This window comes from Marinomonas sp. GJ51-14 (genome assembly GCF_055808695.1).
Genome location: NZ_CM147879.1, coordinates 2,081,424 through 2,104,566 on the forward strand (window position 1 = coordinate 2,081,424; position 23,143 = coordinate 2,104,566).

General features: G+C 38.0%; 16 protein-coding genes, 1 tRNA gene and 1 pseudogene. 7 read left to right on the top strand and 11 right to left on the bottom strand.

Going from position 1 to position 23,143, the window contains the following annotated elements; genetic code table 11:
• Positions 1-119 precede the first annotated feature (119 nt).
• The 3 genes from uvrB to AC0L3Y_RS10055 all read left to right on the top strand — a co-directional run bounded on the left by uvrB (position 120) and on the right by AC0L3Y_RS10055 (position 2,516).
• Positions 120-2,147 carry an excinuclease ABC subunit UvrB gene (gene uvrB, locus AC0L3Y_RS10045; protein WP_473461786.1) on the top strand — a complete coding sequence of 676 codons (2,028 nt, stop codon included), beginning with the start codon at positions 120-122 and terminating at the stop codon, positions 2,145-2,147.
• 22 nt (positions 2,148-2,169) lie between these two features.
• Positions 2,170-2,358, top strand: coding sequence for a hypothetical protein (locus AC0L3Y_RS10050; RefSeq protein WP_414682616.1), 189 nt, complete (start codon positions 2,170-2,172; stop codon positions 2,356-2,358).
• A gap of 81 nt (positions 2,359-2,439) precedes the next feature.
• Positions 2,440-2,516, top strand: a tRNA-Val gene (locus tag AC0L3Y_RS10055).
• 173 nt (positions 2,517-2,689) lie between these two features.
• On the opposite strand, the gene AC0L3Y_RS10060 is transcribed toward AC0L3Y_RS10055, so the two are convergent.
• The 6 genes from AC0L3Y_RS10060 to AC0L3Y_RS10085 all read right to left on the bottom strand — a co-directional run bounded on the left by AC0L3Y_RS10060 (position 2,690) and on the right by AC0L3Y_RS10085 (position 10,807).
• A complete protein-coding gene (locus AC0L3Y_RS10060) occupies positions 2,690-3,697 on the bottom strand; it encodes a hypothetical protein (protein WP_473461790.1) in 1,008 nt (335 codons plus the stop codon).
• A 4-nt stretch (positions 3,698-3,701) separates the two neighbouring features.
• Positions 3,702-4,436: a DUF6710 family protein gene (locus AC0L3Y_RS10065; RefSeq protein ID WP_473461794.1), complete on the bottom strand. Its 735-nt coding sequence runs from the start codon at positions 4,434-4,436 to the stop codon at positions 3,702-3,704.
• A gap of 82 nt (positions 4,437-4,518) precedes the next feature.
• A complete protein-coding gene (locus AC0L3Y_RS10070; protein WP_473461797.1) occupies positions 4,519-5,724 on the bottom strand; it encodes a GIY-YIG nuclease family protein in 1,206 nt (401 codons plus the stop codon).
• Positions 5,717-7,765 (bottom strand): DEAD/DEAH box helicase, encoded by a 2,049-nt coding sequence (locus tag AC0L3Y_RS10075; RefSeq protein ID WP_473461800.1) that lies wholly within the window; start codon positions 7,763-7,765, stop codon positions 5,717-5,719. The genes AC0L3Y_RS10070 and AC0L3Y_RS10075 overlap by 8 nt, the downstream gene beginning before the upstream one ends.
• A gap of 2 nt (positions 7,766-7,767) precedes the next feature.
• On the bottom strand, positions 7,768-10,545 hold the full coding sequence (locus AC0L3Y_RS10080; RefSeq protein WP_473461805.1) for a class I SAM-dependent DNA methyltransferase: 2,778 nt from the start codon (positions 10,543-10,545) through the stop codon (positions 7,768-7,770).
• A 31-nt stretch (positions 10,546-10,576) separates the two neighbouring features.
• On the bottom strand, positions 10,577-10,807 hold the full coding sequence (locus AC0L3Y_RS10085) for a helix-turn-helix domain-containing protein (RefSeq protein ID WP_473461808.1): 231 nt from the start codon (positions 10,805-10,807) through the stop codon (positions 10,577-10,579).
• 141 nt (positions 10,808-10,948) lie between these two features.
• Between AC0L3Y_RS10085 and AC0L3Y_RS10090 the strand changes: the two genes are divergently transcribed.
• Genes AC0L3Y_RS10090 through AC0L3Y_RS10100 form a run of 3 tightly spaced genes read left to right on the top strand, consistent with a single transcriptional unit; the run spans position 10,949 to position 12,898 of the window.
• Positions 10,949-11,188 carry a hypothetical protein gene (locus AC0L3Y_RS10090; protein WP_024025214.1) on the top strand — a complete coding sequence of 80 codons (240 nt, stop codon included), beginning with the start codon at positions 10,949-10,951 and terminating at the stop codon, positions 11,186-11,188.
• Complete coding sequence (locus AC0L3Y_RS10095; RefSeq protein ID WP_473461812.1) at positions 11,181-12,377, top strand: Arm DNA-binding domain-containing protein; 1,197 nt, start codon at positions 11,181-11,183, stop codon at positions 12,375-12,377. Before AC0L3Y_RS10090 ends, AC0L3Y_RS10095 begins: the two co-directional genes overlap by 8 nt.
• Positions 12,374-12,898: a hypothetical protein gene (locus tag AC0L3Y_RS10100; RefSeq protein ID WP_473461815.1), complete on the top strand. Its 525-nt coding sequence runs from the start codon at positions 12,374-12,376 to the stop codon at positions 12,896-12,898. The genes AC0L3Y_RS10095 and AC0L3Y_RS10100 overlap by 4 nt, the downstream gene beginning before the upstream one ends.
• A gap of 96 nt (positions 12,899-12,994) precedes the next feature.
• On the opposite strand, the gene AC0L3Y_RS10105 is transcribed toward AC0L3Y_RS10100, so the two are convergent.
• From AC0L3Y_RS10105 to AC0L3Y_RS10120, 4 genes are all read right to left on the bottom strand, one after another.
• Positions 12,995-15,547, bottom strand: coding sequence for a site-specific integrase (locus AC0L3Y_RS10105; RefSeq protein WP_473461821.1), 2,553 nt, complete (start codon positions 15,545-15,547; stop codon positions 12,995-12,997).
• Positions 15,534-17,645, bottom strand: a complete 2,112-nt coding sequence (locus AC0L3Y_RS10110) for a hypothetical protein (RefSeq protein WP_473461824.1) — start codon at positions 17,643-17,645, stop codon at positions 15,534-15,536. The genes AC0L3Y_RS10105 and AC0L3Y_RS10110 overlap by 14 nt, the downstream gene beginning before the upstream one ends.
• A complete protein-coding gene (locus AC0L3Y_RS10115; RefSeq protein ID WP_473461826.1) occupies positions 17,635-18,558 on the bottom strand; it encodes a hypothetical protein in 924 nt (307 codons plus the stop codon). Before AC0L3Y_RS10115 ends, AC0L3Y_RS10110 begins: the two co-directional genes overlap by 11 nt.
• 1,324 nt (positions 18,559-19,882) lie before the next feature.
• A complete protein-coding gene (locus AC0L3Y_RS10120) occupies positions 19,883-20,215 on the bottom strand; it encodes a hypothetical protein (protein ID WP_473461831.1) in 333 nt (110 codons plus the stop codon).
• 301 nt (positions 20,216-20,516) lie between these two features.
• Between AC0L3Y_RS10120 and AC0L3Y_RS10125 the strand changes: the two are divergent.
• A pseudogene (locus AC0L3Y_RS10125) lies at positions 20,517-21,132 on the top strand (IS5 family transposase); the annotation flags it as partial.
• Between the two features lie 754 nt (positions 21,133-21,886).
• On the opposite strand, the gene AC0L3Y_RS10130 reads toward AC0L3Y_RS10125, so the two are convergent.
• Positions 21,887-23,101, bottom strand: coding sequence for a mandelate racemase/muconate lactonizing enzyme family protein (locus AC0L3Y_RS10130; RefSeq protein ID WP_473461834.1), 1,215 nt, complete (start codon positions 23,099-23,101; stop codon positions 21,887-21,889).
• Between the last annotated feature and the right edge of the window lie 42 nt (positions 23,102-23,143).

Below are 23,143 nucleotides of genomic sequence, written 5' to 3' on the forward strand. Positions count from 1 at the left end.
GCGGAGGGTGAGTGAGTAAAGTTGAATCTTAATTCTCTGCGAATGTCATTTAAAAATCAGACGTGTCTTCTAAGATTTGTTATCCTGTAAAGTCGATTGTAAAGCTTAGGAAAAAATCCGTGTCGCAAGAGTTTCAAGTCGTTTCACCTTACTCACCTGCAGGCGATCAGCCAAAGGCCATCGAGAAACTTGTTCGAGGTGTCGAAGCGGGTTTAGCCCATCAAACGTTACTTGGTGTAACTGGCTCCGGTAAAACCTACACCATCGCCAATGTTATTTCTCAGGTTAAACGCCCAACAATTGTGATGGCACACAACAAAACATTAGCGGCTCAGCTTTATGGTGAATTCAAAGAATTCTTTCCGAACAACGCCGTGGAATATTTTGTTTCCTATTATGATTATTATCAACCTGAAGCTTACGTTGCTGCCTCTGATACTTTTATTGAAAAAGATGCTTCTGTTAACGAGCATATAGAGCGAATGCGACTGTCTGCGACCAAAGCTTTATTAGAACGTGAAGACGTTATCATTGTGGCAACGGTTTCTGCTATTTACGGTTTAGGTGATCCTGAGTCCTATCTAAAAATGATGTTGCACCTTGATCGAGGTGATCGAATTGATCAGCGTGCCATATTACGTCGTTTGGCTGAGCTGCAATATACCCGAAATGACCTTGTATTAGAGCGCGGTAATTTTCGAGTGCGTGGTGATGTGATTGAAGTGTTTCCTGCCGATTCAGAAGACATTGCAGTGCGTATTGAGCTCTTCGATGATGAAGTCGAAAACTTGTCGATGATTGATCCTCTTACTAACAAAACGATTCGCAAAGTACCACGAGTGACGATTTACCCTAAAACGCACTATGTAACGCCAAAAGAAACTGTGGATGCTGCCATTGCTCGTATTAAAGTCGAACTGGATGAGCGTTTAGAGCAATTGAAATCTCTGAATAAATTGGTCGAGCTACAGCGTCTTGAACAACGTACTCGTTACGATTTAGAAATGATGCAAGAGTTAGGATATTGCTCGGGAATAGAAAACTATTCACGTTATTTATCAGGCCGAGAAGAAGGTTCGCCACCGCCGACTTTATTTGATTATTTACCAGCCAATGCGCTTTTAGTTATCGATGAATCCCATGTGACCGTTTCACAGATTGGTGCCATGTATAAAGGTGACAGATCTCGTAAAGAGAACCTTGTTGAATACGGTTTCCGCTTGCCTTCAGCTCTGGATAATCGACCAATGCGATTTGAAGAGTGGGAACAAATTAAACCACAAACCATTTTTGTGTCCGCAACTCCAGGAAAGTACGAAGAGGAACATCAAGATTGGGTTGTAGAGCAAATTGTTAGACCGACAGGGCTTATTGACCCTGTTTTAGAAGTTCGTCCTGTTGCCACTCAAGTCGATGATCTGTTATCTGAGATTAACCTCAGAGTGCCAATTGGTGAGCGAGTTCTGGTGACAACCTTAACCAAACGCATGGCGGAAGATTTAAGTGACTACCTGAATGAGCATGGCATTCGAGTTCGTTATTTGCATTCAGATATTGATACGGTTGAACGGGTTGAGATAATTCGAGATCTTCGTCTGGGTGAGTTTGATGTACTGGTCGGTATCAACTTATTACGAGAAGGCTTGGATATTCCAGAAGTGAGTTTAGTAGCTATTTTGGATGCAGACAAAGAAGGCTTCTTGCGTTCAGAAAAATCTTTAATACAAACTATTGGCCGTGCTGCTCGTAATGTGAATGGTAAAGCCATTCTTTATGCAGATCGAATTACTGGGTCAATGGAGCGCGCGATCAGTGAAACAGACCGTCGACGAGAAAAACAAGTCGCACATAATAAAGAGCATGGTATTACGCCTGTTGGTATTACTAAGTCAGTTGAAGACATCATGGAAGGGGCTTATAACCCTGGAGCGGGCAAGCGCGGTAACAAAACCAAGAAAGTGGCTGAAACCGCAAAAGATTATCAAGTAGAAAGTATGGAAGACGTGGCTCAAGTTCGTAAAGCCATGGTTCAACTACAGAAAGAAATGACCCTTGCATCTGAAGAGTTGAAATTTGAACTGGCAGCCGGCTATCGAGACCAAATACGCCAGCTTCAGAGAAAATTAAAAGATGTTGGTGAATCTTAAATAGACTGGGAACTATAAAAAAATGGCGATTACCTTAAGAAATTACAACATAGTCAGAGTCATCGACAACGGCGTCATTGTTAATTGCACCGTGATAGAAATGTGCTACGACCATGCTCTCGTAAAATTCAAAGGGAAAAAATACAAAGTGCCTTATGACCTGATTGACGAAGTAATAGGGCACGAATTACTCATCCCAACCAATGAGTAATTTATTTGAAATAAAGGCTTCAAAAAGTACAGGCGAGGGCTTGTCAAAACCAACCCCCTGCGTATAATAGCCAACACTTTTAGGACTATAGCTCAGTTGGTTAGAGCGCTACCTTGACATGGTAGAGGTCGGCGATTCGAATTCGCCTAGTCCTACCAAAATTTATACTTACTACTCAGTAAGTTACGAAAGCCGAACCCAGTGTTCGGCTTTTTTGTATCTGAATTGGGACCAAAAAGGGACCAGATTGATACCACTTTGATCCCATCTTTGTTTTTTTGCTGCTTTTTAGTGACCTTTACCCTTTAAGCTAGTTTAATTTTTAGCGTTCTTAATCCTGTAATATTTTTAATATTTTGAATTGATTCGCAAGTTTTTCAATAAATCCATCTACGTGAAGAACTCCCCAATTTCGTGCTACAAAGTAGCCTTCGTTGTTGAAGATAATTTCGGGCTGTTTTTTATAGCGGTACTTAGAATATTTTTTTTCATTGTCTGTTATTTCATCTAAAGTTTTAAGCAACTGAAAACTACAGGACTTATCAGCTCTTAAAAATTCGAATGCAGCTTGATCAAGCAAGCCGTATTCGTTTAATGCCGTAACAGCTATGTAACCTAGATCAGATTTTTTAAACCCTTCTTCATACACTTCATTATTCATCAGCAGTGTATAAGTGGATCTGTCTTTATTTGATTCTTTGGCAGCTTGTATTTCTCTACGTTTCTCTCTAACTGCTATTTGATAGCTTTCAGTTTCTGGTAACGGAATGATCTGTTGAGAGTTTATGATGAGCTCATTATTTAGCTTAAAAAGTTCAAGTCGTATGCAGGTAATATCAAGGTCCATTTGATTCAGCCATAGAACTGATGTTGTAATCTCTTTTGAAAAATCCGCAGAGGTTAAAATAATGCGAATACGGTTCGCGAATTCATCCCTTTTAGGCTCATCCCACTTTAGAAAGTCGAGTAACTTCGTTTCTGCATCTTCTATAGAGTCCAAATATTGGTCGTACGCATCAATGGCATTCTCCCACGTCATATTTGCAATCATTGCAGCGTAACGAATAGCTTGAAGCTCCATATGACCGCCATCAGAAGTGCGTTTGATTTCTATTACAACTAGGTTGGCATCGCTATCAACTGCTAGAAGATCTATGCGTCGGCGCGATTCTTCGAATTCTCCATACTCTTCTGAAATGACTAGTAAGTCATCTTCTAATACTTCAATATTTTCTTTAAGAAGTCGCTGTATATCTTGACGCTCTCTTAATGCTTCCTGTTCGAAAGCTGTTTTTCTGATTGGAGTAAGTGTGTTGTCTCCTATGTGATAAAGTGCCATACAGCTACTCCTTTCTCTGTGATAGATATTTTTTATATGGTGATGTTTCTAAAAGGGCGATTTTTTTAGCTATCTCCCAGCAATAACCGAATTCTTCGTATAGAGGTTGGCCAATGGCTTTTCCTTTATTATTCTCAATCCAGTTTTTTCCATTGTAACTAACTGCATCAAGTAGAATTGAAATATCATGTAATTCATCAGGCTTAATATATCCGCCGGTTAATATACCTTGCATTATTGAGTGATTACCGCCAGTAACCCAGCCAATCATTAAAGGATATTGATAAATCACGCTATGATTTGGTTCTTGAATAAACTTACCCTGCTTTCGGTTTTCACCAATTGAACCTAAATTTCTAATAATTCGGCTCGGCTCCCAAGGAGTAGGTAATACGATATCGGTTGTTAAAGACAATGATGGAATAGCTTGCTTGTTGTTTATAAGACAATACTCTGACCAGCACCACTCACTAAAGGTTTTCGTTATCATTGTGCCATCATTCAGTGTAATTCTAATCGGCGCTAAAAAACCTAGAGAGTCCCTCCAAAGAAGTGACTCGACACCTTCATGGTCATCTTCGATGTAAGCAGACAAAAGGTGATTAGACTGAATAGGGCGTAGACAAAGTTTGATTAGATCTTTTAAGCCATCGAGATTTTTGTTTTCGAGTAGTTCATTAGCACGTCGGATAACATTTTCAAAACGCGGATTTTGTTTTTTATCTTTCCTTAGAAACATCTACTTCTTCCTTTAGAGAATGCAATTGGTGGCATCATAAAGAGCATATTGGCGGTACGTTCCTTATGATGAGACCACTTCTTTAGATTTCTACCACCTTTGCGCTTTTTGTATCATAGCGATAATCCGTTAGTGACCCATCTTTTAGCTTCTCCACAACCTCATCAATCACTGATAAAGGAACCAAAAACCACTCTCTTGGAATAATGGGTTTGCCAAAACGGTCAGTGATAGTAACGCTTAGCTTCGCATCTTCGAAAAAACGATGAAGTAATGCCTCTAGTTTGGTCCTATTAATGTTAAAAAGCTGATATTCTGCAACAATCTCAACCTCGGCCATTAAAAAGGTAGGGTCCTCTTTAGCACTGGATATGCGTCGCTCTACTTTCCCGCTAGTAACCCCTATCTTGTGGATCACTTGGCGATTATCTTTGATGTAAGGGAATTCAGAGAGGCTCTGAAGAACATAAATAGTGCCACTTTCCAAATCACCGTCTTCCTGAGCATTAGAAAAGAGTGGTCCAGCGCCATGATCAATAATTCTTCGACTTCCTTCGTCACGTTCTAATGCTTTTTGCAAAGATCGTAGTAATAGATCACTTTCTGTTTTATTGTCGTAGATAACTCTCAATCTATAATCATTATTATCATAGCCAAACTTTTTTTCTTTACTGAAGCTTGCGATATACGCTTTTTGTCCAAATAAAATGAACCAATCACCTTGCTTTACTTCAGGCAGCTTTTGAACATTTTTAGGTATCAGTAAAGAGTCACGTAAGCCGGCCTTAAGCTCTTTTTGTATAAGCTCGAACATAGGCTCAAAGGTTTCAAAGTCTTCACAAAGCGTTCGTGTAGCGATTTCTTCAGCAGCTCTTACTTCTGCTCTCGTTTTAACATGCTTTAGTAAAGTGACATCACCTTCTTTAGGTGGCATTACCCCAAGAGCCTCTAGTAATTCATCATCCGTGTCGTAGGTTGCTTGAGTTTCGGTTACTTGATTATCTGCAACAAGTAGCCCTTGATGATCCATATCTTGAATAAGCGTAACCGCTTCTTTGTTAGCTCTAATACTATCCAGCCTTGTTGCATAGATTCTTTCGAAAATATCTCTATCTTCACCGTGTAAAGGAGGGCGGCTATTTTCTTCAAAAAAACGTTGAATTTCTTCAAAGCCAGCAATAACTCGTTCTTCTTTTGCGGTTCTCTTAGGTGCTTTTTTAACTTCAATTTCAACACCAAGTTCAGCTAAGAGTAGGTCATCTTCATCGGTAAATTTTGATTTAGCCATTGTTAGCCTCTGCTTTCATTCGTGCCAAATAAGCAATGCCTTCGGCCATTCTTTGTTCCCAAGGATCAGCGGCGTTAAGTGAGGGCAAACGACCTCGCTCTTTCTTGAATTTTAATGCTCTAAGGGCTAAATCTCTAGCTTCTTCAGGAGTTAAGTTAACTCGTTTACCTGTGATGATCGCTTTTACTGCTAACAAGCTTTCTTCATTCATGGCTTTCGCTAAAATATTATAAGCTTCTTTAAATGGGTTAATACTGTCAATTAAGTCCATGTCTAAATCGCGTACATCGGCAAAGCGCCTAACACCATCGATAAACGCCGTACTGCCTACCTTTTCATTTTCTTGGTAAGTATTGAGCACTTCTTTCGCTTGTTGAGTTATATTGAGTGCAGCGATGGCGTGTTGACGAATCGCTTCTTGGTCATCCTCATCAAGCTCTGGGTATTTTTCTTTAACAATTTTGCCCATTCGAGCCTGAGTTAACTCTTCTGGGACGACTTCATCATCAAAGACGCCTCTTTCTAGAACGGTCTTATCTTGAATAAAACTCGTAATTACCTCGTTAATGTCTTCTTCACAGATACGCTTAGCATTGTCACTTTTTGGTTCGACCAACCCATTAATCTCAATATTGAACTGGCCTGTTTCTTGATTAAACCCCACATTATTCCCTGCTGGATCATAACCCGCTTCACCGTAGTCGTAGCCAGACTTTGCTTCATTTTGAGGGTTCTTAGCCGTGAAATTAAAACGAGGCGCTAACACTTGTTCCATTAATAAACTGGCGGCAATGGCTTTTAGTGTATCGTTTACTGCATCGGTCACTGCTTCCTGAGAGGCATCAGGTTCTGCAATTAAGTTAGTGAAACGCGCGTGTGTTTTACCTAGAGCATCACGAGTGGTTCGTCCGATAATCTGAATAATTTCTGTCAAGCTTGCTCGATAACCAACGGTTAAAGCGTGTTCACACCAAATCCAGTCAAACCCTTCTTTTGCCATACCTAATGCAATAATAATATCCACAAAGTCTCTGTCATGTTTCGCTTCTGGCCGCTTCAATGCGGCTGAAACAAGATCACGTTTTGAGGAGTCATCAACAAGGTCAGCAATTTTAATTATTTTACCTGATAATGCTTTAACTAATTGAAATCCCGTATCAGGATCAATGCCTTGCCATTCGCCAATTTGGCTAATGATGTCTTCTACTTCAGCTACTTTGCCACGTCGAGTACTTTCCCGAGAGTTAACATTTGGAATATGGATTATGGTTTTTTCGTTCAAATCTAATACGCTGAGTAAATCGTTCACATACGATTCGGAGTAAAAATAGTAACCAATGTTCAGCGTTTTAAGATATTCATAACCATTTAACTGTTCGTAGTAGGTGTAAGTGACGGTGTCAAAATTGGCTTCATCGTCTGGTGAAAGTACGGCAACAGCATCCCCTCGAAAGTAAGAACCTGTCATCGCAAGAATATGCGCTTTGTCACGAGCGATGAGCTGACCGAGCTGATTGCCAAGTTTGTTATCTGGGTCGGCGCTCACATGGTGGAATTCATCAATAGCGATTAAGCAATCGTCAAAAGCCTCTACGCCAAAATGCTTGATTGCAGAGCGAAAAGTCGCATGAGTGCAAATCAATATTTGATCTTGGCTATCTATAAATGTCTTTACAGAGTTAGCCTTTTTGCCATCTTCTCCCGGCGCATTGCACAAATTCCATTTAGGGATGACTTGCCAATCCCAATAAAAACCATATTCAGATAAAGCTTCATCATTAAAGCTAGCACCAATGGATTTTTCAGGGACTGCTACAATAACTTTTTTAATACCTTGATTATTTAGCTTATCTAAAGCGACAAACATCAAAGCCCGGCTTTTTCCTGAAGCAGGTGGCGATTTAATTAATAAATATTGTTCACCACGCTTTTCATAAGCACGCTCTTGCATGGAGCGCATGCCTAACTCATTAGACTTCTTAGAATTGCCATTTTGTGCGTAATTTACTGTTACAGAAGGAATGTCTTTCTTGTCCGTCATAGTTAAGCGTCCTTTTTCATGGCTTTGCTTTTGTACAGTTTGCCGGTCATTTTGGTATAGAGCTCAAATAGCCTTTCAAGGCGTTCAGTGTCGTTTTTGAATCGTCGACCAATATAAATGCGTTCTAATATCTCGTCGTTACGATCATGGGCACGTCGTAAGTTTTCAGGCATCTTCTCTGGATCGTATAAATCTGCAATCGTTGCGGGGAAATGGGCTTCACGGGCGAGCAGAATGTCTTCGGCACAGCGAGTTAAATCTTTTTTGTTTTTTTCGGTAAGTGTAGGTACTGGAAAAGTATTCCAGCCAACAGTATTAGTATAAGAATAATCAGTTCTCATTCTGGCACAAACAGCACCTACCCAACAGATATTTAGCCGAGAGCAGATTAGAGAGAAAACCCATACATCATCTAACTCTATAGAAAATGCTTTATTGGAAATAATAGTACCTGAAGGCATAATATCTACTGGCAAATAATGTCTATTTTCAGAACTAATAACTGGAATTACAATTATATTTTTTTGAGGAATGGGCTTACGCTCATCAAACCTATAAGACCATGAAGCGGCATTCACAGTAGCTTTTTTATTACTTGATAACCTAAACTCTTTTACTTTCTCTACTCTATCTTTAATCGAGCTAATTGCTAAAGCTTCTTTTACTTTATGATCTTCAATCCATATACAGTATCTTTTTTGACCTGAAATAATTTCTCTTGAGCCTATAAAAACTTTGATAAATTTTTTAGCGTTAAGGCTTGATAAATTTAAATCAGCTAGCTCATGCTTCTCAAAAATTAAGTTGCCCCCATCAGTTGGGGAATTGCCTCTAAACATATCTGGTAATCCTGAAATGTTTTTAGTGAGTGGTGTTACGATAGTATTACTACTATTAATCAAATATGGGCTAATATTTTCAACTGTTTTTTCTTTTGTGTCGTTATTGCGATCTATGGAAAATATTTTCTTTTCTTTTCTTGGAATATTACTAATGCCAACAATTATTACCGTCACACCCGCATTTTGTTTAGCAAGATTTGTCCATTTAAATGATAAATGAGCAAAGCTAATATCAAATCCATTTTCAAGAATTAAGGGCCATAAAATAGGTACTTGCTGCCCCTGACAAATTGAGTTAGTTGCAACGAAAGCTGATGACGTCTTTGTTTTAAGGCCATATTGCATAGCTTTTATGAACCATCCCGAGACATAGTCTAATGACTTCCAGTTTTTAGATAGATGACTCGTCACGTTTGCTAAATCATGTTTTTGTTTATTTGATTGTCGCTTGCTACCTAAATAAGGAGGATTACCGCAAATATAAGTTTCACCACCTTCGTTTTTAAAATCAACATGAGATTGCTCTTCGCTTATGGAAAATAAATCATCTCCATTAATATAAACTTTAGTACCAGTTGCAGGGCAAACAGATAACCAATCCATTTCAAGCGCGTTACCACAGACTATCCAGTTTTCTGAATCAAGTGGTAGAAACGTCATCAAAGCGAGTTTTTGACCACGGTAGAGAACATCACATTGGTATTCGGCGATGATTAAAGCAAGACGAGCAATTTCAGCAGGAAAGTCATTGATTTCAATGCCACGAAAATTAGTGATGTGAATACTTGTTGGGCTGTCCGCTTCACCACGTCGTTTATTGATTTCAGCTTCAATCTCTCGCATTTGTTTGTAGGCAATCACAAGGAAGTTGCCCGAGCCACATGCTGGGTCAAACACACGAATAGTAGAAATTCGTTTACGTAGGTTTAAGAGTTTTCTTGGATTGTCGTCAGCTTCGTCCAATTGTGCTCTTAGGTCATCTAAAAACAGAGGATTAAGTACCTTTAAGATGTTTGGTACACTGGTGTAGTGCATTCCTAAAGAACCACGTTCATCGTCATCAGCAACCGCTTGTATCATTGAGCCAAATATATCGGGGTTGATTTGCTTCCAGTCAAGGTTACCAACATGTAAAAGGTATGATCGAGCAATCTTGGTAAATTTAGGGACATCGACACTGCCAGAGAATAGCCCCCCATTTACATAAGGAAAACCATTTGCCCAAGAACGAATACCTTCTTTCTCTCTGAGGTCTATTTTGGTGTTCATAGCGCGAAAGATTTCGCTAATCACCTCATGGGTATTGGACGAGTCTGACGCACTCATTTGGGAAATGGTGGCAGTAAATAAATCATCGCCATTGAAGATTTGCGTGTCTTCCGAGAAAAAGCAGAAGATCAAACGTGCCATAAAATGATTCATATCGTGGCGGCGTTTTTCGGTTCCCCATTCTGGGTTGTTTTTCAGCAGCTCAATATAGAGCTTATTTAGACGACCAGTAGCTTTTATATCAAAGGCGCTTTCGCGAATTTGCTTAACAGTCGAAATACCTGCCAGAGGTAGAAAAAAACCAAAGTGATCTGAAAATTTGGCATAAGAGCAGGCAATGGTTTCGCCGGAGGTAATTTCTTCTGCTTCTAGATTTATACCATCAGTGGAGAGTATGAATTTCGCTTTTGCTTTAGTGGTGGCTTTACTGTTTTTTAGCTTTTCTAGTGACTCTGTTACGGTATTTTCATCACATACAAGAATATGAATATGATTACGCTGCAACACACCATCTTCGAAGTCTGAAGCATTTGTAACACCACTTTTTAGGCGTTTAATGGTGGTTTCCTTATTGCCAAAAGCGGCTAAAAATTCATAGGGAAAGCTTCCAGCCTCAAATGGTTTTTCGGCTAACTCACTGATGGCTTCTTCTATTTCAACTGCGTTCACTTGGGGGTCTACCTAATCGTCTAAGTATTTATTACTTTGTTTCAAGAGCAACATGTTCTGCAAGATCACTTAATTCACACCCAAAATAGGTACAAAGTTTATCCAAATTCTCCGTATTGGTGTTGTAACCATTAGGGTTTTGAAGCTTTGAAAGGGTGGTTCTGTGAATGTCTGTCGCATCTGCAATTTCTTGCAAACCGATGCGTCTCCCTTCTTCTCTCTCTTTTAGAGCTATGAGCTCTTTTAGTTTGAATCTAATCATTTCTATCTCGCTTTTACGGTATATGGATTATGCCCGAGTTATTCAAGAAAGTGAAAAATAATCTATAAATGTGCTTGCCAGTCACAAAAGATGATGTATAGTGTCATTTATATTCTTCAAATGTGATTGGAGGTCACTTTTATGAGTACTTATTTAACGGCTAAAGAGTTATCTGTTCGTATCAAGTATCACCCTAAATATATCAATGACGTTCTTAGAGACAATAGCTTTATTGAGGGAACGCACTACATACGACCTTTTAATGGTCGCAAAGTGCTTTACGTTTGGGAGCCGATTGAAGCTGAGATGTTTACAACGGCTAAAAGTAATGAAGTGGATGATTTGATCCCAATGGCCTCAGGAGGTGTTTACCGTGGCTAGCGTTGGAACAAGAAACGATAAGCTCTATTTTGATTTTCGGTATCAAGGTAAGCGTTGTAAGGAATACACCAAGTTAGAAAATACGCCTGCCAATATGAAGCGTATGGAGGCGGCGGTTAAGAAGATTGAATTAGCGCTTAAAACCGGAGAGTTCGATTATGAGAAGTTCTTTCCGGGAAGTAAAAAAGTACCGAAAGTAAAAAAGGAGATGGTTAATAACGTTGTCACTGAGGTTCAAAAACGACCCGATACGCCGTTGTTTTCTGAGTTCTCACAAGAGTGGCTTGAAGAGAATGTTTTACGATGGAAACGGTCTTACCGGACTTCTATAAAAGGAACTTTAGATACCCGTCTCGTCCCGTATTTTGGGGAAGAAAGAGTCGGCAACATAACCAAAGCCATGATCCTGAAATTTCGTGCATCTCTCGCCAAAGTGAACCACGAAACAGGGGACAGTGAGCTTTCTAACGATAGGATTAACCACATTATGACGCCACTAAGAATGATTTTAGATGATGCCGCCGACCGATATGAGTTTACGTCGCCTGCTATCGGATTAAAACCCCTAAAAGTACCTCGAATTGATATTGAGCCTTTTACGCTGGATGAAGTGAAGAAGATTATTCGCTATGTACGTCCAGATTTTCGTAATTACTACATAGTGCGCTTTTTTACTGGTTTACGTACTGGGGAAATAGATGGATTGCAATGGCAGTACGTTGATTTTGAAAACCGACAAATTTTTGTGAGAGAAACCGTCGTGCAGGGGCGTATTGATACGACTAAGACACTTGAATCACGTCGTGAAGTAGAAATGTCTCCACCTGTGTATGAGGCATTGTTAGAACAAAAGAAAGTCTCCTTTGGGCATTCTAAATTCGTGTTTTGTAATCGTGCTGGTGGCAGCTATGAACATCGTAATGTAACTCAGCGTATTTGGTACCCAACACTTGAAAAAATCGGTATCAAAAAGAGAAAACCTTATCAAACGCGACATACAGCTGCGACTTTATGGTTAGCAGCAGGGGAGAATCCTGAGTGGATCGCAAGACAAATGGGCCATACCACCACTCAAATGCTATTTACCGTCTATTCACGTTATGTGCCTAATCTGACTCGTCGTGACGGTTCTGCTTTTGAAACGCTTCTTATGTCTAGCGGTTTTGAAGTGAATGGAGGTGAATTATGAGCAATATTGTGAGTGAATTACCTTTGATTCACCGTTCAGTTCAGGATGTTATGTTTGATCTGTTGCACTCATTGAGTGACGATGAATTAAAAAAAGTTGTTGAAAAGTTTGGCACAGGTTTGGGCGTTGTTGATGAATTGGCTTTTAGTTCTTGGGTCTCTGAACAAATAAACCGCTTAAATGAACAAGAGGAGATGGTAGGGCTCAGTTTTCTTCTCGGGAGACTGAATTTAGAGATACACGGTAATCAGGTTTTTTTCAAACCGCCATACCTTAATAATGTAATTGGTTTGTACCCATCTGTGAAAAGTATCCCGTCTTACAATGCTTTTATTGGAAGTTATCGCCTTGAGGGGTTAGCTAATGATACTCATGGTGAGACAACTCCCATTAAAATTTGTGATGCGAGCGGATGCTTGAGCGTAGAGCTAAAACTACCTTATTTGTCATTACGTAATGGCGCAGTTTATTGCTTCAAGGGAGTAAAAAAAGAACGGCGTTATATAATTGAACTATCGTAGAAAATTCATTTGAGCAGTAGTAAAACGCCACTTCAAGGATAGGCTGAAGTGGCGTTTCTTTGTGTTATACGAAACATAAGGTAATCAGCTATTTTACTACTGTTGTGTTCTATAAAAATCAATCACACCAGTTAAAGTTTTATCTTTTATTTGTGCAACGCTCGTTCGTGACTTCATTTTAGGAAAATTGGCTTGAATGAAACCTGTACTCACTGGTAAATCCTCCCATCCACGTTGCGCCACCAGTTTCTTCTGTGCGTGGTTATAGGCCACAAAATAAGAATGGCAATAGACTGCGAAAAACGTATCCACAAAGCGATGCCCCATAGATTTCATAAGATGAACCATGTCAGTTTCTTTTGAGTGGTTGACTGAATTCCCATGACGATAAATATGACGCTGTAATGTCATGGCTTCATCTGAGTAGAACCATTCATTTCTGTCTCGTAACTCATGAATGACATCTGGGTATCTCATCGCATACCAACGTAAGAACATATGTGTGGCATAGCTGTGTCTTAACAAGTATAAATCCGCTCCTTCACCAAGAATCAACTTCATTTCTTCACGAGCGATTCTTGTTACCTTTTCAGCGTTACTAAAAAGTGGAAATGTCCTTAAAAACTGTGCCTGCTCATCGTTAACTTCAGCAATTTCCAATAGCCTTTTTCTTGCTTCACTTGGTTTCCTGTCTTTGCCAAATGCTCTGGTCATTTTTAGTTTGCTGAATAGATTTAAGCGCTGAGAAATATATTCAAAGACCTCTGAACAAACCTCTGGTGGCGCTAATAGATGCAACGGAATGGCACGTCTCGAGGCAGGTGTTTTAAATCTGCGTACTCTGATTAGAATTTCCTCCTCGCTGTGAGCAGATATGTCGCCCAGTGTTAGTCGTGACAGTTCCCCAGGGCGAAGCCCCGCATAAAAGAGGATTTTAAAAATTACTGTCGATACAGTGATATCAGACTGAATACTAGAGTGACATTTAAACGCATCTATAAAAAGATTGAACTCCTGCTGACCAAGGACTTGATGCCTGTTCGTAGTAGTGAGCTCACCACTTTGAGATATAGGAAAGTAAGTATCATTCCATAGATCTAGCTTAGAACGATTAAAGTTCAGCAAAGTTGAAAATTGGGAAAGCCTTGTTTGGTTGGTGTTCGCTGATAAGTCTGGATTGATTAATATTTCATGTATAAATAGGCTTGAGTCCTCTTCATCCCAATCTTCTATATCTATTGCGGGTTCATAGTCGAAAAGACTTCTTGAGAATAGACTGGTGAGTTTAGCTAACACTGTGGTCGACTTGTTCTTTACTACAACGAGTTCATTGTAAGCAAAAGCAAACATGAAGGTTATAGCACAAGAGGCTCTATCTTCATCACTAAGAGGGTACCCTCTAGCCAAAGGAAGCTCTTTAGGTCGAACAGCATAGAGAGATTCCTGAGCTTTGTCATGAATACCGTAAATTAAATCGACAACATAGCTGCGATTGCACTTTGTGCTTTTAGCAATTTTTTCAGACAAAATTTCTGCTTGGGAGCAGGTCAATCTTGACAGCAGTCCTGCTATTTCAATCTGATGACTTTTTCCTCTTAGTGTTTGGCTCTTAATCCAATATCTTAAATATCCTAGGTAGAAATAAGCAACCTCTTGCCAAGCAAGGAATCGTCTGTGCATTTCATCGTCATCTAACGCTTCATCTGAATCAGCTCTCGAATGATTTTCTATGTGAACAGTAGTTAACCTATCGCTTGGAGCAAGAGTTTTTTTATTACGCTTTCTATTGCTAATATGTGTAGATGGCTCTCCGATGATAGAGCCGTGCTTATCAGCCCAAGGGGGAGATACAGGTAACGTTCTTCCAGATAGTCTGCTGTACAGAATTGCTTCTGTCCCATTCATAGTAAAAAAATTAGTGGCAGCAGAATAAAAATGCTTCATCTTAATTTTTGGGATTGCCCTTGCAGTATCAGTATTTTCACTAATGACAGAGATTATATGCCTCTCGTACTTATGAGTTTTCATAGGTGTGTAGTGTCTATTTCGCAAACAAGCACACAGGAAGCGAGCTGTATTGGAGGGAATGATAGACAAACATTTATCAGGCCTTCCTTGTTCACCTGATGGAATTAATATTGTTTTTTCAAAGGGACTTCTCAGAAGTGCTTTAATAAACAACTCAGCTTTTTGAAGTGGAAGCCCAGTGGTTATAGCAATATCTATTAATAACAGAATATAAAGAGCTTCACTTTCAATGTGATCACTTGATTTCAGGATTTCAGGAGATTTTGAAGCAATTTCTTCAATGATTTTTCGAAAGATAGATTGATCAGGCTCGGGTGATATAACAGTTGGCCTGACTGTCTTACCTATCAAATCAAAAAAAACAACGGAGGAAATTACAGCTTCTAATTTTGAGATGACATCGTTGACTGCTTTTAAATGAGTTCGGGTAAGCTTTCTCTCATCAGATAGCTCATGATGTTTAGTTAGACTTTTCTTGATTAACATTAGAGTTGAATTGGTAATACTTTTTTTGTTATCAACAGCATCCAAGACTATCTCAGCTAGTGTGGCGCTTTTTTCATCGTCAAATCGAACATTTTCTAAGTTTGGCCAACGGTTCAATGCATCAATCGAAATCATAATTTAATACCTTTAAACCAAACTCTTTAATAATATTGTTTTGATAAGCCAATATATCTTTATGAATATCGGTGATGTTTGATGATGAAGCCGGTGATGAATAGTAAAAGCCATCTTCATTGTGTCCAAGTAGGGCTCTTGATGTGATTGGGTCATGTCTTAAAGCGTTTCCGGAAGAATGTCTCAATGTATTGTTTGAATCTGATAAGACCTCTATATCGAATGACTTCAACACTTCTAAAATCTGCCTATTTGGCGCAGAGTGGGTTGGTACATCGTTTCCGTTGTCTAGAAAATGTAAAATACAGGTCGTTCGTTCATCTGATATATCAACATAATCAAAGTGATTGTATGTAGCCGTGCGAAGGCGGCTAAGAGCATTTCTTTGCTGTGTGTAAGTATCAGGAATGGGAAGGGCTTTGTACTCTATATAGTTAAGTGAATTCTTGTCTTTTCGAACAAGAACATCGGACAGAATTGTTATCGACTTCTCGCCATCCGGTCGATTTGCAAATAAAACTTGCTCTAAATAATAAGTATATATTTCTTGTAGATTAATTAGGTCTATACGAAGTTGGTCCGTTTTAAACTGGTTAAATTTCGTGTGAGTCTTATGAAACTTATTACGTATGGTTTTGAAAAAATTGGATGCAGGAACTGTAGGCAAACGTTTAGTACCTAAAAATTGCTGATCGAGCGTTGAATCCCATTTGAGTTGTTCTAGTGAATGATGGTTTTGTACCTCTAAACACGTTGATAAGTAATCAAAGCGTTCTTGATAAAGTATACCTATTTCTTCATTTGTCACAGAAATATAGGAAAAAGGTGCACTCATCGAAAAGCCTATTCTTCCTCGTAAATAGTGAACTCTTATGTCATCCCTGTGGGGGGACAGAAGGCGATTAGAGTTGGATGCAATACGATCAAAATGCAGCGTGTTTCCACCGTTGAATTCTGCAAATTGTCTGGTTAGATAAGCGAATTTACCAGCAGTTTTATCGACTATTTGATCTATAGTAAGTTGCTTTTCATCAAGGTGTAAAAAGCTGTTTGGAGCGATTTTTAATTTTATTTCTGAACATAGATCTGAGTCGGTTGGGGTATTAGAGATAAATATGTTTAATGTCTTTGTATCAGTGCTTGAACGTATAGCAGAAAGCGCTTTCTTAAGAGTCAAACCTGTTAAAAAACACAAAATTAGTAAATTATTTAGTTCAGGTTTTTTCTCATCAACGAATGCTATAAAGCCAAGTACTGACTGAAGCGATAGAGAAGAGTAATCAAAATGTGATTCGATCTCCTTTTTAGCCGTGCTCCATGATTTTTTCTTTGTTGATATAAGACGAGGAACATGATTTTCTGAAGTTGTAAGCTTTTTATTTCTTTTCGTCTTTGACGTTGAAGAAGGGTCTTTGGTTATTACCTTTGCTTTATTATTTGTTTCTTCATTATCGTTTTTAGATATCTTTTTACTTGGACTTATTGGAAGGTAATCGAATTCTCTCCAAAAACTATTTTCAACAGAGTAAATTGTAGTATTAATATATTCATGATATCTTTGAATATCTTTATTTAAAGTGGTTTTTGTAGTATCTGGTAATTTACTTTCAGACTTCATTGCATTAACTATGCTTGTGAAAGTAAGCTCACGGGTTGCTAAAATCGCATTATAGATCTTTCTGTCATTTTCTTCATAGCTAATTAATTTTAGTTTTGAGTAGGTGTTTGCTATAAACCTTGAAATAAAACGGGTTAAAAATTCATGCCCAAGATGGCGTTTTGTATTGATTATTTTGTTGATGCCAAAAGAAATTGGGTAGTCTACTCCTTCATCAAAATTGACTGAAGTGGTTTTTACGTAAGAAGTTTTTTCAATAATAGAAAGTAAAAAGTTTAGATCATCTAAAGATAAAATTAGATCTGTTTGGTGATATTTTATGAGTTTATTTATCAGTCCTTTTTGAATAAATATGCATGGCGGAGGAGAACAAAATGTTAAGAATTTTTTTAATATAGGCTTGTTTTTACTCCATATTCCGATCTCGTCCCAGTAATTAATGGTTAGGCCTAATGCTTGAGTGAAGTTACTAGTGCTCATTAATAGTCTCTATCTTATTTGAAAAATAACTAAGAATGGTGTTTTTTTCTTCTTCTTTTTTACCCCATGAATCGATGAAAAAATTATAGTTTTCTATATCCTCATTTTTTTTATTTTCAACGTCTATAATTAATTGAAATAAAAATTTTGCAGGGGGAGGTGATTTTAATTTTTCTGATAATTTAAAAAATAAATCTTTCATTAGTGAGTAGTGAAATGGTTTCGTCAAATTATTTTTTATTATATATTCGGATATCAAATCGATATCGTAAATGCTATTGATTTTTAAATCTATTGAATTCGATATTATTTCATATAGAAAAATTGTGCGGTTTTTTTCTTTTATTCTTTTTAATGTTGCTTTTAAATTGCCTTCTTCTATTTCAAATAGATCTCTTTCATTGATTATTTTCTTGCACAAATCTAAATCTATATCTTTATTGATTCTTGATAGTGTTTGAGATGAGAGTTTTTGGTTTAGAAGATTTTTATTTATGTATCCCAATTGTTTTTGTTTTGATTTACATAGATGGTTTAATGCATAATTTCCATGAACTATTAAGTTTTTAATATTGTTCTCTAGATCTTTGTAAAATCTATTTTTTACATCAATTAATTTAAAGGTGTCTTTCAAATCATTTTTAGACAAATTTGTTTTGGTCACTATTATCGATAAAACTTTATAATTAAATTTTAATGATTTTATAGAATTCATTAAGGTTTCATCGTTATCGTTAAGCAAAATATAATTTGATCTATCGTTGAATAGAAATGGAGTGCGTTCAAGTATAACGTCTTGTTTGCTAGTGTTGAGATGAGAAAAATCTTTGTAGAAATTTCCTATGTAAATATGTTCTATATCAAATTCTGTTTCACTGAATAGTACAGTGAATATTGGATTAACAAAAATCATAAAAAATAAGCCCAAACTTTTTAAAATAGTATTTATTTAATATGGCTTGTTGGTCAATATTCTTTACGATTTATTTACAATAAAAGGTTTTTTATTAACTGGATATGATACAGAGTTAATTGATATGATACAGAGTTGATTAATATGATACAGAGTTGATTAATATGATACAGAGTTGATTAATATGATACAGAGTTGATTAATATGATACAGAGTTGATTAATATGATACAGAGTTGATTGATATGATACAGAGTTGATTAATATGATACAGAGTTGATTGATATGATACAGAGTTGATTAATATGATACAGAGTTAATTAATATGATACAGAGTTAATAGCGCTGTACTGAGTTAATTAATACAGACTAAGTTAAATGCTACTGTATTGAGATCTGGTTAAGATTTTATAGGTTCATCGTATTCAGCTAAGAATATGTTCAAAGAAAAAAGTAATAAAATTCATTAAAATCAGTAAGGGTAGCAATGTTTCATAAAATCATTCTGATCAAGACGCATCGCAACAATTATTGTTTTCTTGAACAATTTTCTGTTTGTTCAGGTGTGGAAAATGTCACGGGAATGATAAAATTGCTATTTCTTCTGCTGAGGTAAAGCTCTGATCTTTGCCGAAATTGAGTTTTATAAAAGCCTATCGTTGTATCGCCACAAATTAGAGCTCAGTTTAAAAAATTTAATTCTATTTATTTGAAGGGCTGATACTAAAGATAATCAGCAGCTTTGATGGACGGTATCTAATATCAGGGATGTCTACCTTGATTCCTAAAAAGCATGCTCTGGTGGTTTTTTCGTCTGAACAAAACGTTTTGATTAAAAGTATCTGTAATTTGTCACTAACAGGTCGCCATTGAGTTGATCAAGCACTTTGCTGTATCTCAATAAAAACAAGGCTCTATATGCAAAATGTCGCTTCATAAGAAGAGAACGACATCGCCAAATCCCAGGGAATAACTAAAAGTATTGTCGTAGTACCCGTCAGCGATATCATGAACATAGTTCACACCTTCCGCAGCTACTAAACCCAAATTACCCAACTCTAAACCAACCTGTTATGTGTCGACCAAAACCATCGAACGCGTGAAAAGTGCCACAGGAGGGACACATGTCCAAGGGTATTATAACCTCTAATATGTTTAATGGGGTTGGACACATGTCCAAGAGTATAACCTCTAATATTTTTAATGGGGGCTGGACACATGTCCAAGAGATTTTAGCTTGATCTTATAGGATGCTAAATACTGTGTGCGTTTACCCTTATGATTGAGATCATATCGATATTGTATCGTCTAAAATTGTTTAGTTATCAATATGGAATTATATCTTCCAGCTGTTTTAGTAGTTGTTTGCCTTTTGCTGTCAGTTTTACTCGTCGGTTTCGGCCTGTGTCTGCATACTCTGCTAATCTTAAGCCATCACTAGAGCGATATTTACTTCCAGAAGAAAGCTTTCGAAATTGCCCTAAAGCAAATTTATATTCAGCAGAGGTTGCATCATCTGTAGAGGCTAGGTCGAGAACGGAAAGGGCCGCTTCTTTTGTTTTGGCTATTTCTAGAAAGAAAATCATCTGATTTATGCTAGTAATACCGAAATTTTGGGCTATATGAAGGGCTTTCATGAGTTTCTTGTGTTCATTCATTTCTGTTTCGGCTCTTTCGCTTAATGAGTATCTGGACTGTCGACTGTAACAGTTTCCATTACAAAAGCTATTTCGTAAACCTATCAGTAGAGCTTAGTTTAACAAATGCTAATTCAAGTTATTTAAAGGGCCAAAATCAGCATATTCCGTAGTTCTGATGAGCTACTCCTAACTCCGAAGTATCCTATTATTTTGGACTTCCCAATAGTTTATAGTCAGTCCTAGTGCTTGAGTAAAGTTACTGCTACTCATAAAGAAGGCCCCATTTTTTGTAAAAAATAATCAACGATTTGAGGTTTATCTGAATTTAGGAATGTCTGATGCAGGCATTTATCTCAAAGAGGGCACCATTGTGGATGAGACTATTATTAAAGTGGCCAGCTCAACGAAAAATAAGCCAAAGAAAGATATCCTGAGATGCATCAAACTCAGAAAGGTAAGCAGTGTTTTTTCGTCCTAAAAGCCCATATTGGTGTTGATGCCAGAACAGGGCTGACACATTGCCTCAGCACAACAGTAGCCAATATTCATGACATCACAGAAACAGCAAACCTTCTTTCTGGATAAGAAGATTTTGTCTCGGCGGATTCTGGCTATCGTGGTGCTCAAAAGCGAGAAGAGTTAAAAGGTGTCAAAGTAGACTGGTTGATTGCAGATATTCCAAGCAAAATAAGACGTTTAAAAAAGTACCCTAGAAAAAATACCCTAGAAAAAATACCCTAGAAAAAATAAACAGCCCATCAAAACGGAATACATAAAAGCCAGTATTCTAGCAAAAGTTGAACGTCCCTTCAGAATCATTAAATGTCAGTTTGGTTTTAGAAAAGCGATTCATCGTGGTTTGGTTAAAAATGACGACAAACTGTCCATGTTGTTTAGCTGTTGCCGACATGTTTCGAGTTGAGCAGATGATTCGAGCGGCAAGGGGGGTAATCTGTTTAAAAACCACTAAACAAGATTTAATTATCTTGTTTAGTGGTAAGAAAGTAATAAATCAGCCTGATTACTGATTACTGATTACTGATTACTGATTACTGATTACTGATTACTGATTACTGATTACTGATTACTGATTACTGATTACTGATTACTGATTACTGATTACTGATTACTGATTACTGATTACTGATTACTGATTACTGATTACTGATTACTGATTACTGATTACTGATTACTGATTACTGATTACTGATTACTGATTACTGATTACTGATTACTGATTACTGATTACTGATTACTGATTACTGATTACTGATTACTGATTACTGATTACTGATTACTGATTACTGATTACTGATTACTGATTACTGATTACTGATTACTGATTACTGATTACTGATTACTGATTACTGATTACTGATTACTGATTACTGATTACTGATTACTGATTACTGATTACTGATTACTGATTACTGATTACTGATTACTGATTTCTATTGGGCTTTTCAGAAGATGAAGGTGTGCAGGACGACTTGATCGCATGTTCCTTAAAGTTCATGCCAGTACAGTGATTCATGTAAATAATGCAGTGTGCAAGATATATATGCTTTTTGTGACACCGGTACATAAAGTTATTGTGTCAGTTAGCCTTAAAAAGCTACCGATCGTATAAGACGAATGTCTGATAAGAGGTTATTTGTTATGCAAAAAATAATCTCTTATCAGTTGGCTTTACCAGTTTGTTACTGAACCATCTGGTCTAACCAGGTGCGGGCACTCAGACTGATTAGGTACAGAAGCTCGTAAGGCTTCCTCATCGACTTCTATTCCTAAGCCTGGAGCATCAGGTACAATATACATTGGGCCTTTCAGCTCAGCTTGGACAGGGAATATGCTGGTATCGTGAAAACCAAGGTTCTCGACAGGAGATTGTCGTGTTTCTAACCAAGATAAGTTTGGTACCGCAGCACACATATGAACGCTGGCGGCAGTGCAGATTGGTCCTAGTGGATTGTGGGGCATTAAGTCAATATAGTGCTGCTCGCTCCAACCAGCTATTTTCATTGCCTCGGTGAAACCTCCAACATTAGATACATCGAAGCGCATAAACTGCGTTAAGCCTTGTTCCAAAAATGGTGCTGCTTGCCATTTTGAAGAGAACTCCTCGCCAACTGCAAAAGGAATATTCGTTAACTCTCTAAGCGTGGCATAGGCTTTTGGGTTTTCAGAGCGAATAGGCTCTTCCAGAAAATCCAGAGTTCCTTCAGGCATCATATTGCAAAAACTTGCAATTTCAGCGGGTGTGTAGCGATGATGAAGGTCGATACCAATGCAGAGGTTAGGTCCGAACTCTTCACGCATGGCTATTAGTTGCTTTGCTGTATTGCCTAATGAAGCACGAGGGTTGAACGTTGTACTTCCATCAAAGCCGCTAGGGTAAATACGGATGCAATCCCAACCAGCATCGACCAGAGTTTGTGTGTTGGCAAGAGACTGATCGATTGAGTCAGCCATAAAGCTTGCAAAGGTAGGGATAGTATCTCTTTGTTTGCCACCAAGCAGCTGATAAACAGGCACTCCTAAACGTTTACCAAGCAGGTCGTATAAAGCGATGTCGATTGCCGATATTGCTGCGGTCAAGACTCGGCCACCTTCGAAGTACTGACTTCGGTAACACTCTTGCCAGATACGACCAATTTGACGTGAATCCTTACCAATAAGGAATTTTGCGTAATGCTCTACTGTAGCCACAACTGCGTTTTCTCGAGTCGATAGGCCAGACTCTCCCCAGCCAACAAGGCCGTCTCTTGTTTCAACACGTATGACTAACTGATTTCTTAAGCCAACTTTGGCTGGGATAGCTTCAATCGACGCTATTTCAGCCGACTTTAATTTATGTAATCCCTTTGCTGGGGTTTGGTTGGTTTCTGTGTGACTTTCTGGCACTGAAGGGCTCCCCTATTAAGTGTTTTGTCGCTTGAGTTGTAG

Bases quoted from the DNA above. Each gene is read 5' to 3' on its own strand.
- AC0L3Y_RS10050 (WP_414682616.1), top strand. From the start codon at position 2,170: ATGGCGATTACCTTAAGAAATTACAACATAGTCAGAGTCATCGACAAC.
- AC0L3Y_RS10060 (WP_473461790.1), bottom strand. From the start codon at position 3,697: ATGGCACTTTATCACATAGGAGACAACACACTTACTCCAATCAGAAAA.
- AC0L3Y_RS10065 (WP_473461794.1), bottom strand. From the start codon at position 4,436: ATGTTTCTAAGGAAAGATAAAAAACAAAATCCGCGTTTTGAAAATGTT.
- AC0L3Y_RS10070 (WP_473461797.1), bottom strand. From the start codon at position 5,724: ATGGCTAAATCAAAATTTACCGATGAAGATGACCTACTCTTAGCTGAA.
- AC0L3Y_RS10075 (WP_473461800.1), bottom strand. From the start codon at position 7,765: ATGACGGACAAGAAAGACATTCCTTCTGTAACAGTAAATTACGCACAA.
- AC0L3Y_RS10085 (WP_473461808.1), bottom strand. From the start codon at position 10,807: ATGATTAGATTCAAACTAAAAGAGCTCATAGCTCTAAAAGAGAGAGAA.
- AC0L3Y_RS10090 (WP_024025214.1), top strand. From the start codon at position 10,949: ATGAGTACTTATTTAACGGCTAAAGAGTTATCTGTTCGTATCAAGTAT.
- AC0L3Y_RS10100 (WP_473461815.1), top strand. From the start codon at position 12,374: ATGAGCAATATTGTGAGTGAATTACCTTTGATTCACCGTTCAGTTCAG.
- AC0L3Y_RS10105 (WP_473461821.1), bottom strand. From the start codon at position 15,547: ATGATTTCGATTGATGCATTGAACCGTTGGCCAAACTTAGAAAATGTT.
- AC0L3Y_RS10110 (WP_473461824.1), bottom strand. From the start codon at position 17,645: ATGAGCACTAGTAACTTCACTCAAGCATTAGGCCTAACCATTAATTAC.
- AC0L3Y_RS10115 (WP_473461826.1), bottom strand. From the start codon at position 18,558: ATGATTTTTGTTAATCCAATATTCACTGTACTATTCAGTGAAACAGAA.
- AC0L3Y_RS10120 (WP_473461831.1), bottom strand. From the start codon at position 20,215: ATGAATGAACACAAGAAACTCATGAAAGCCCTTCATATAGCCCAAAAT.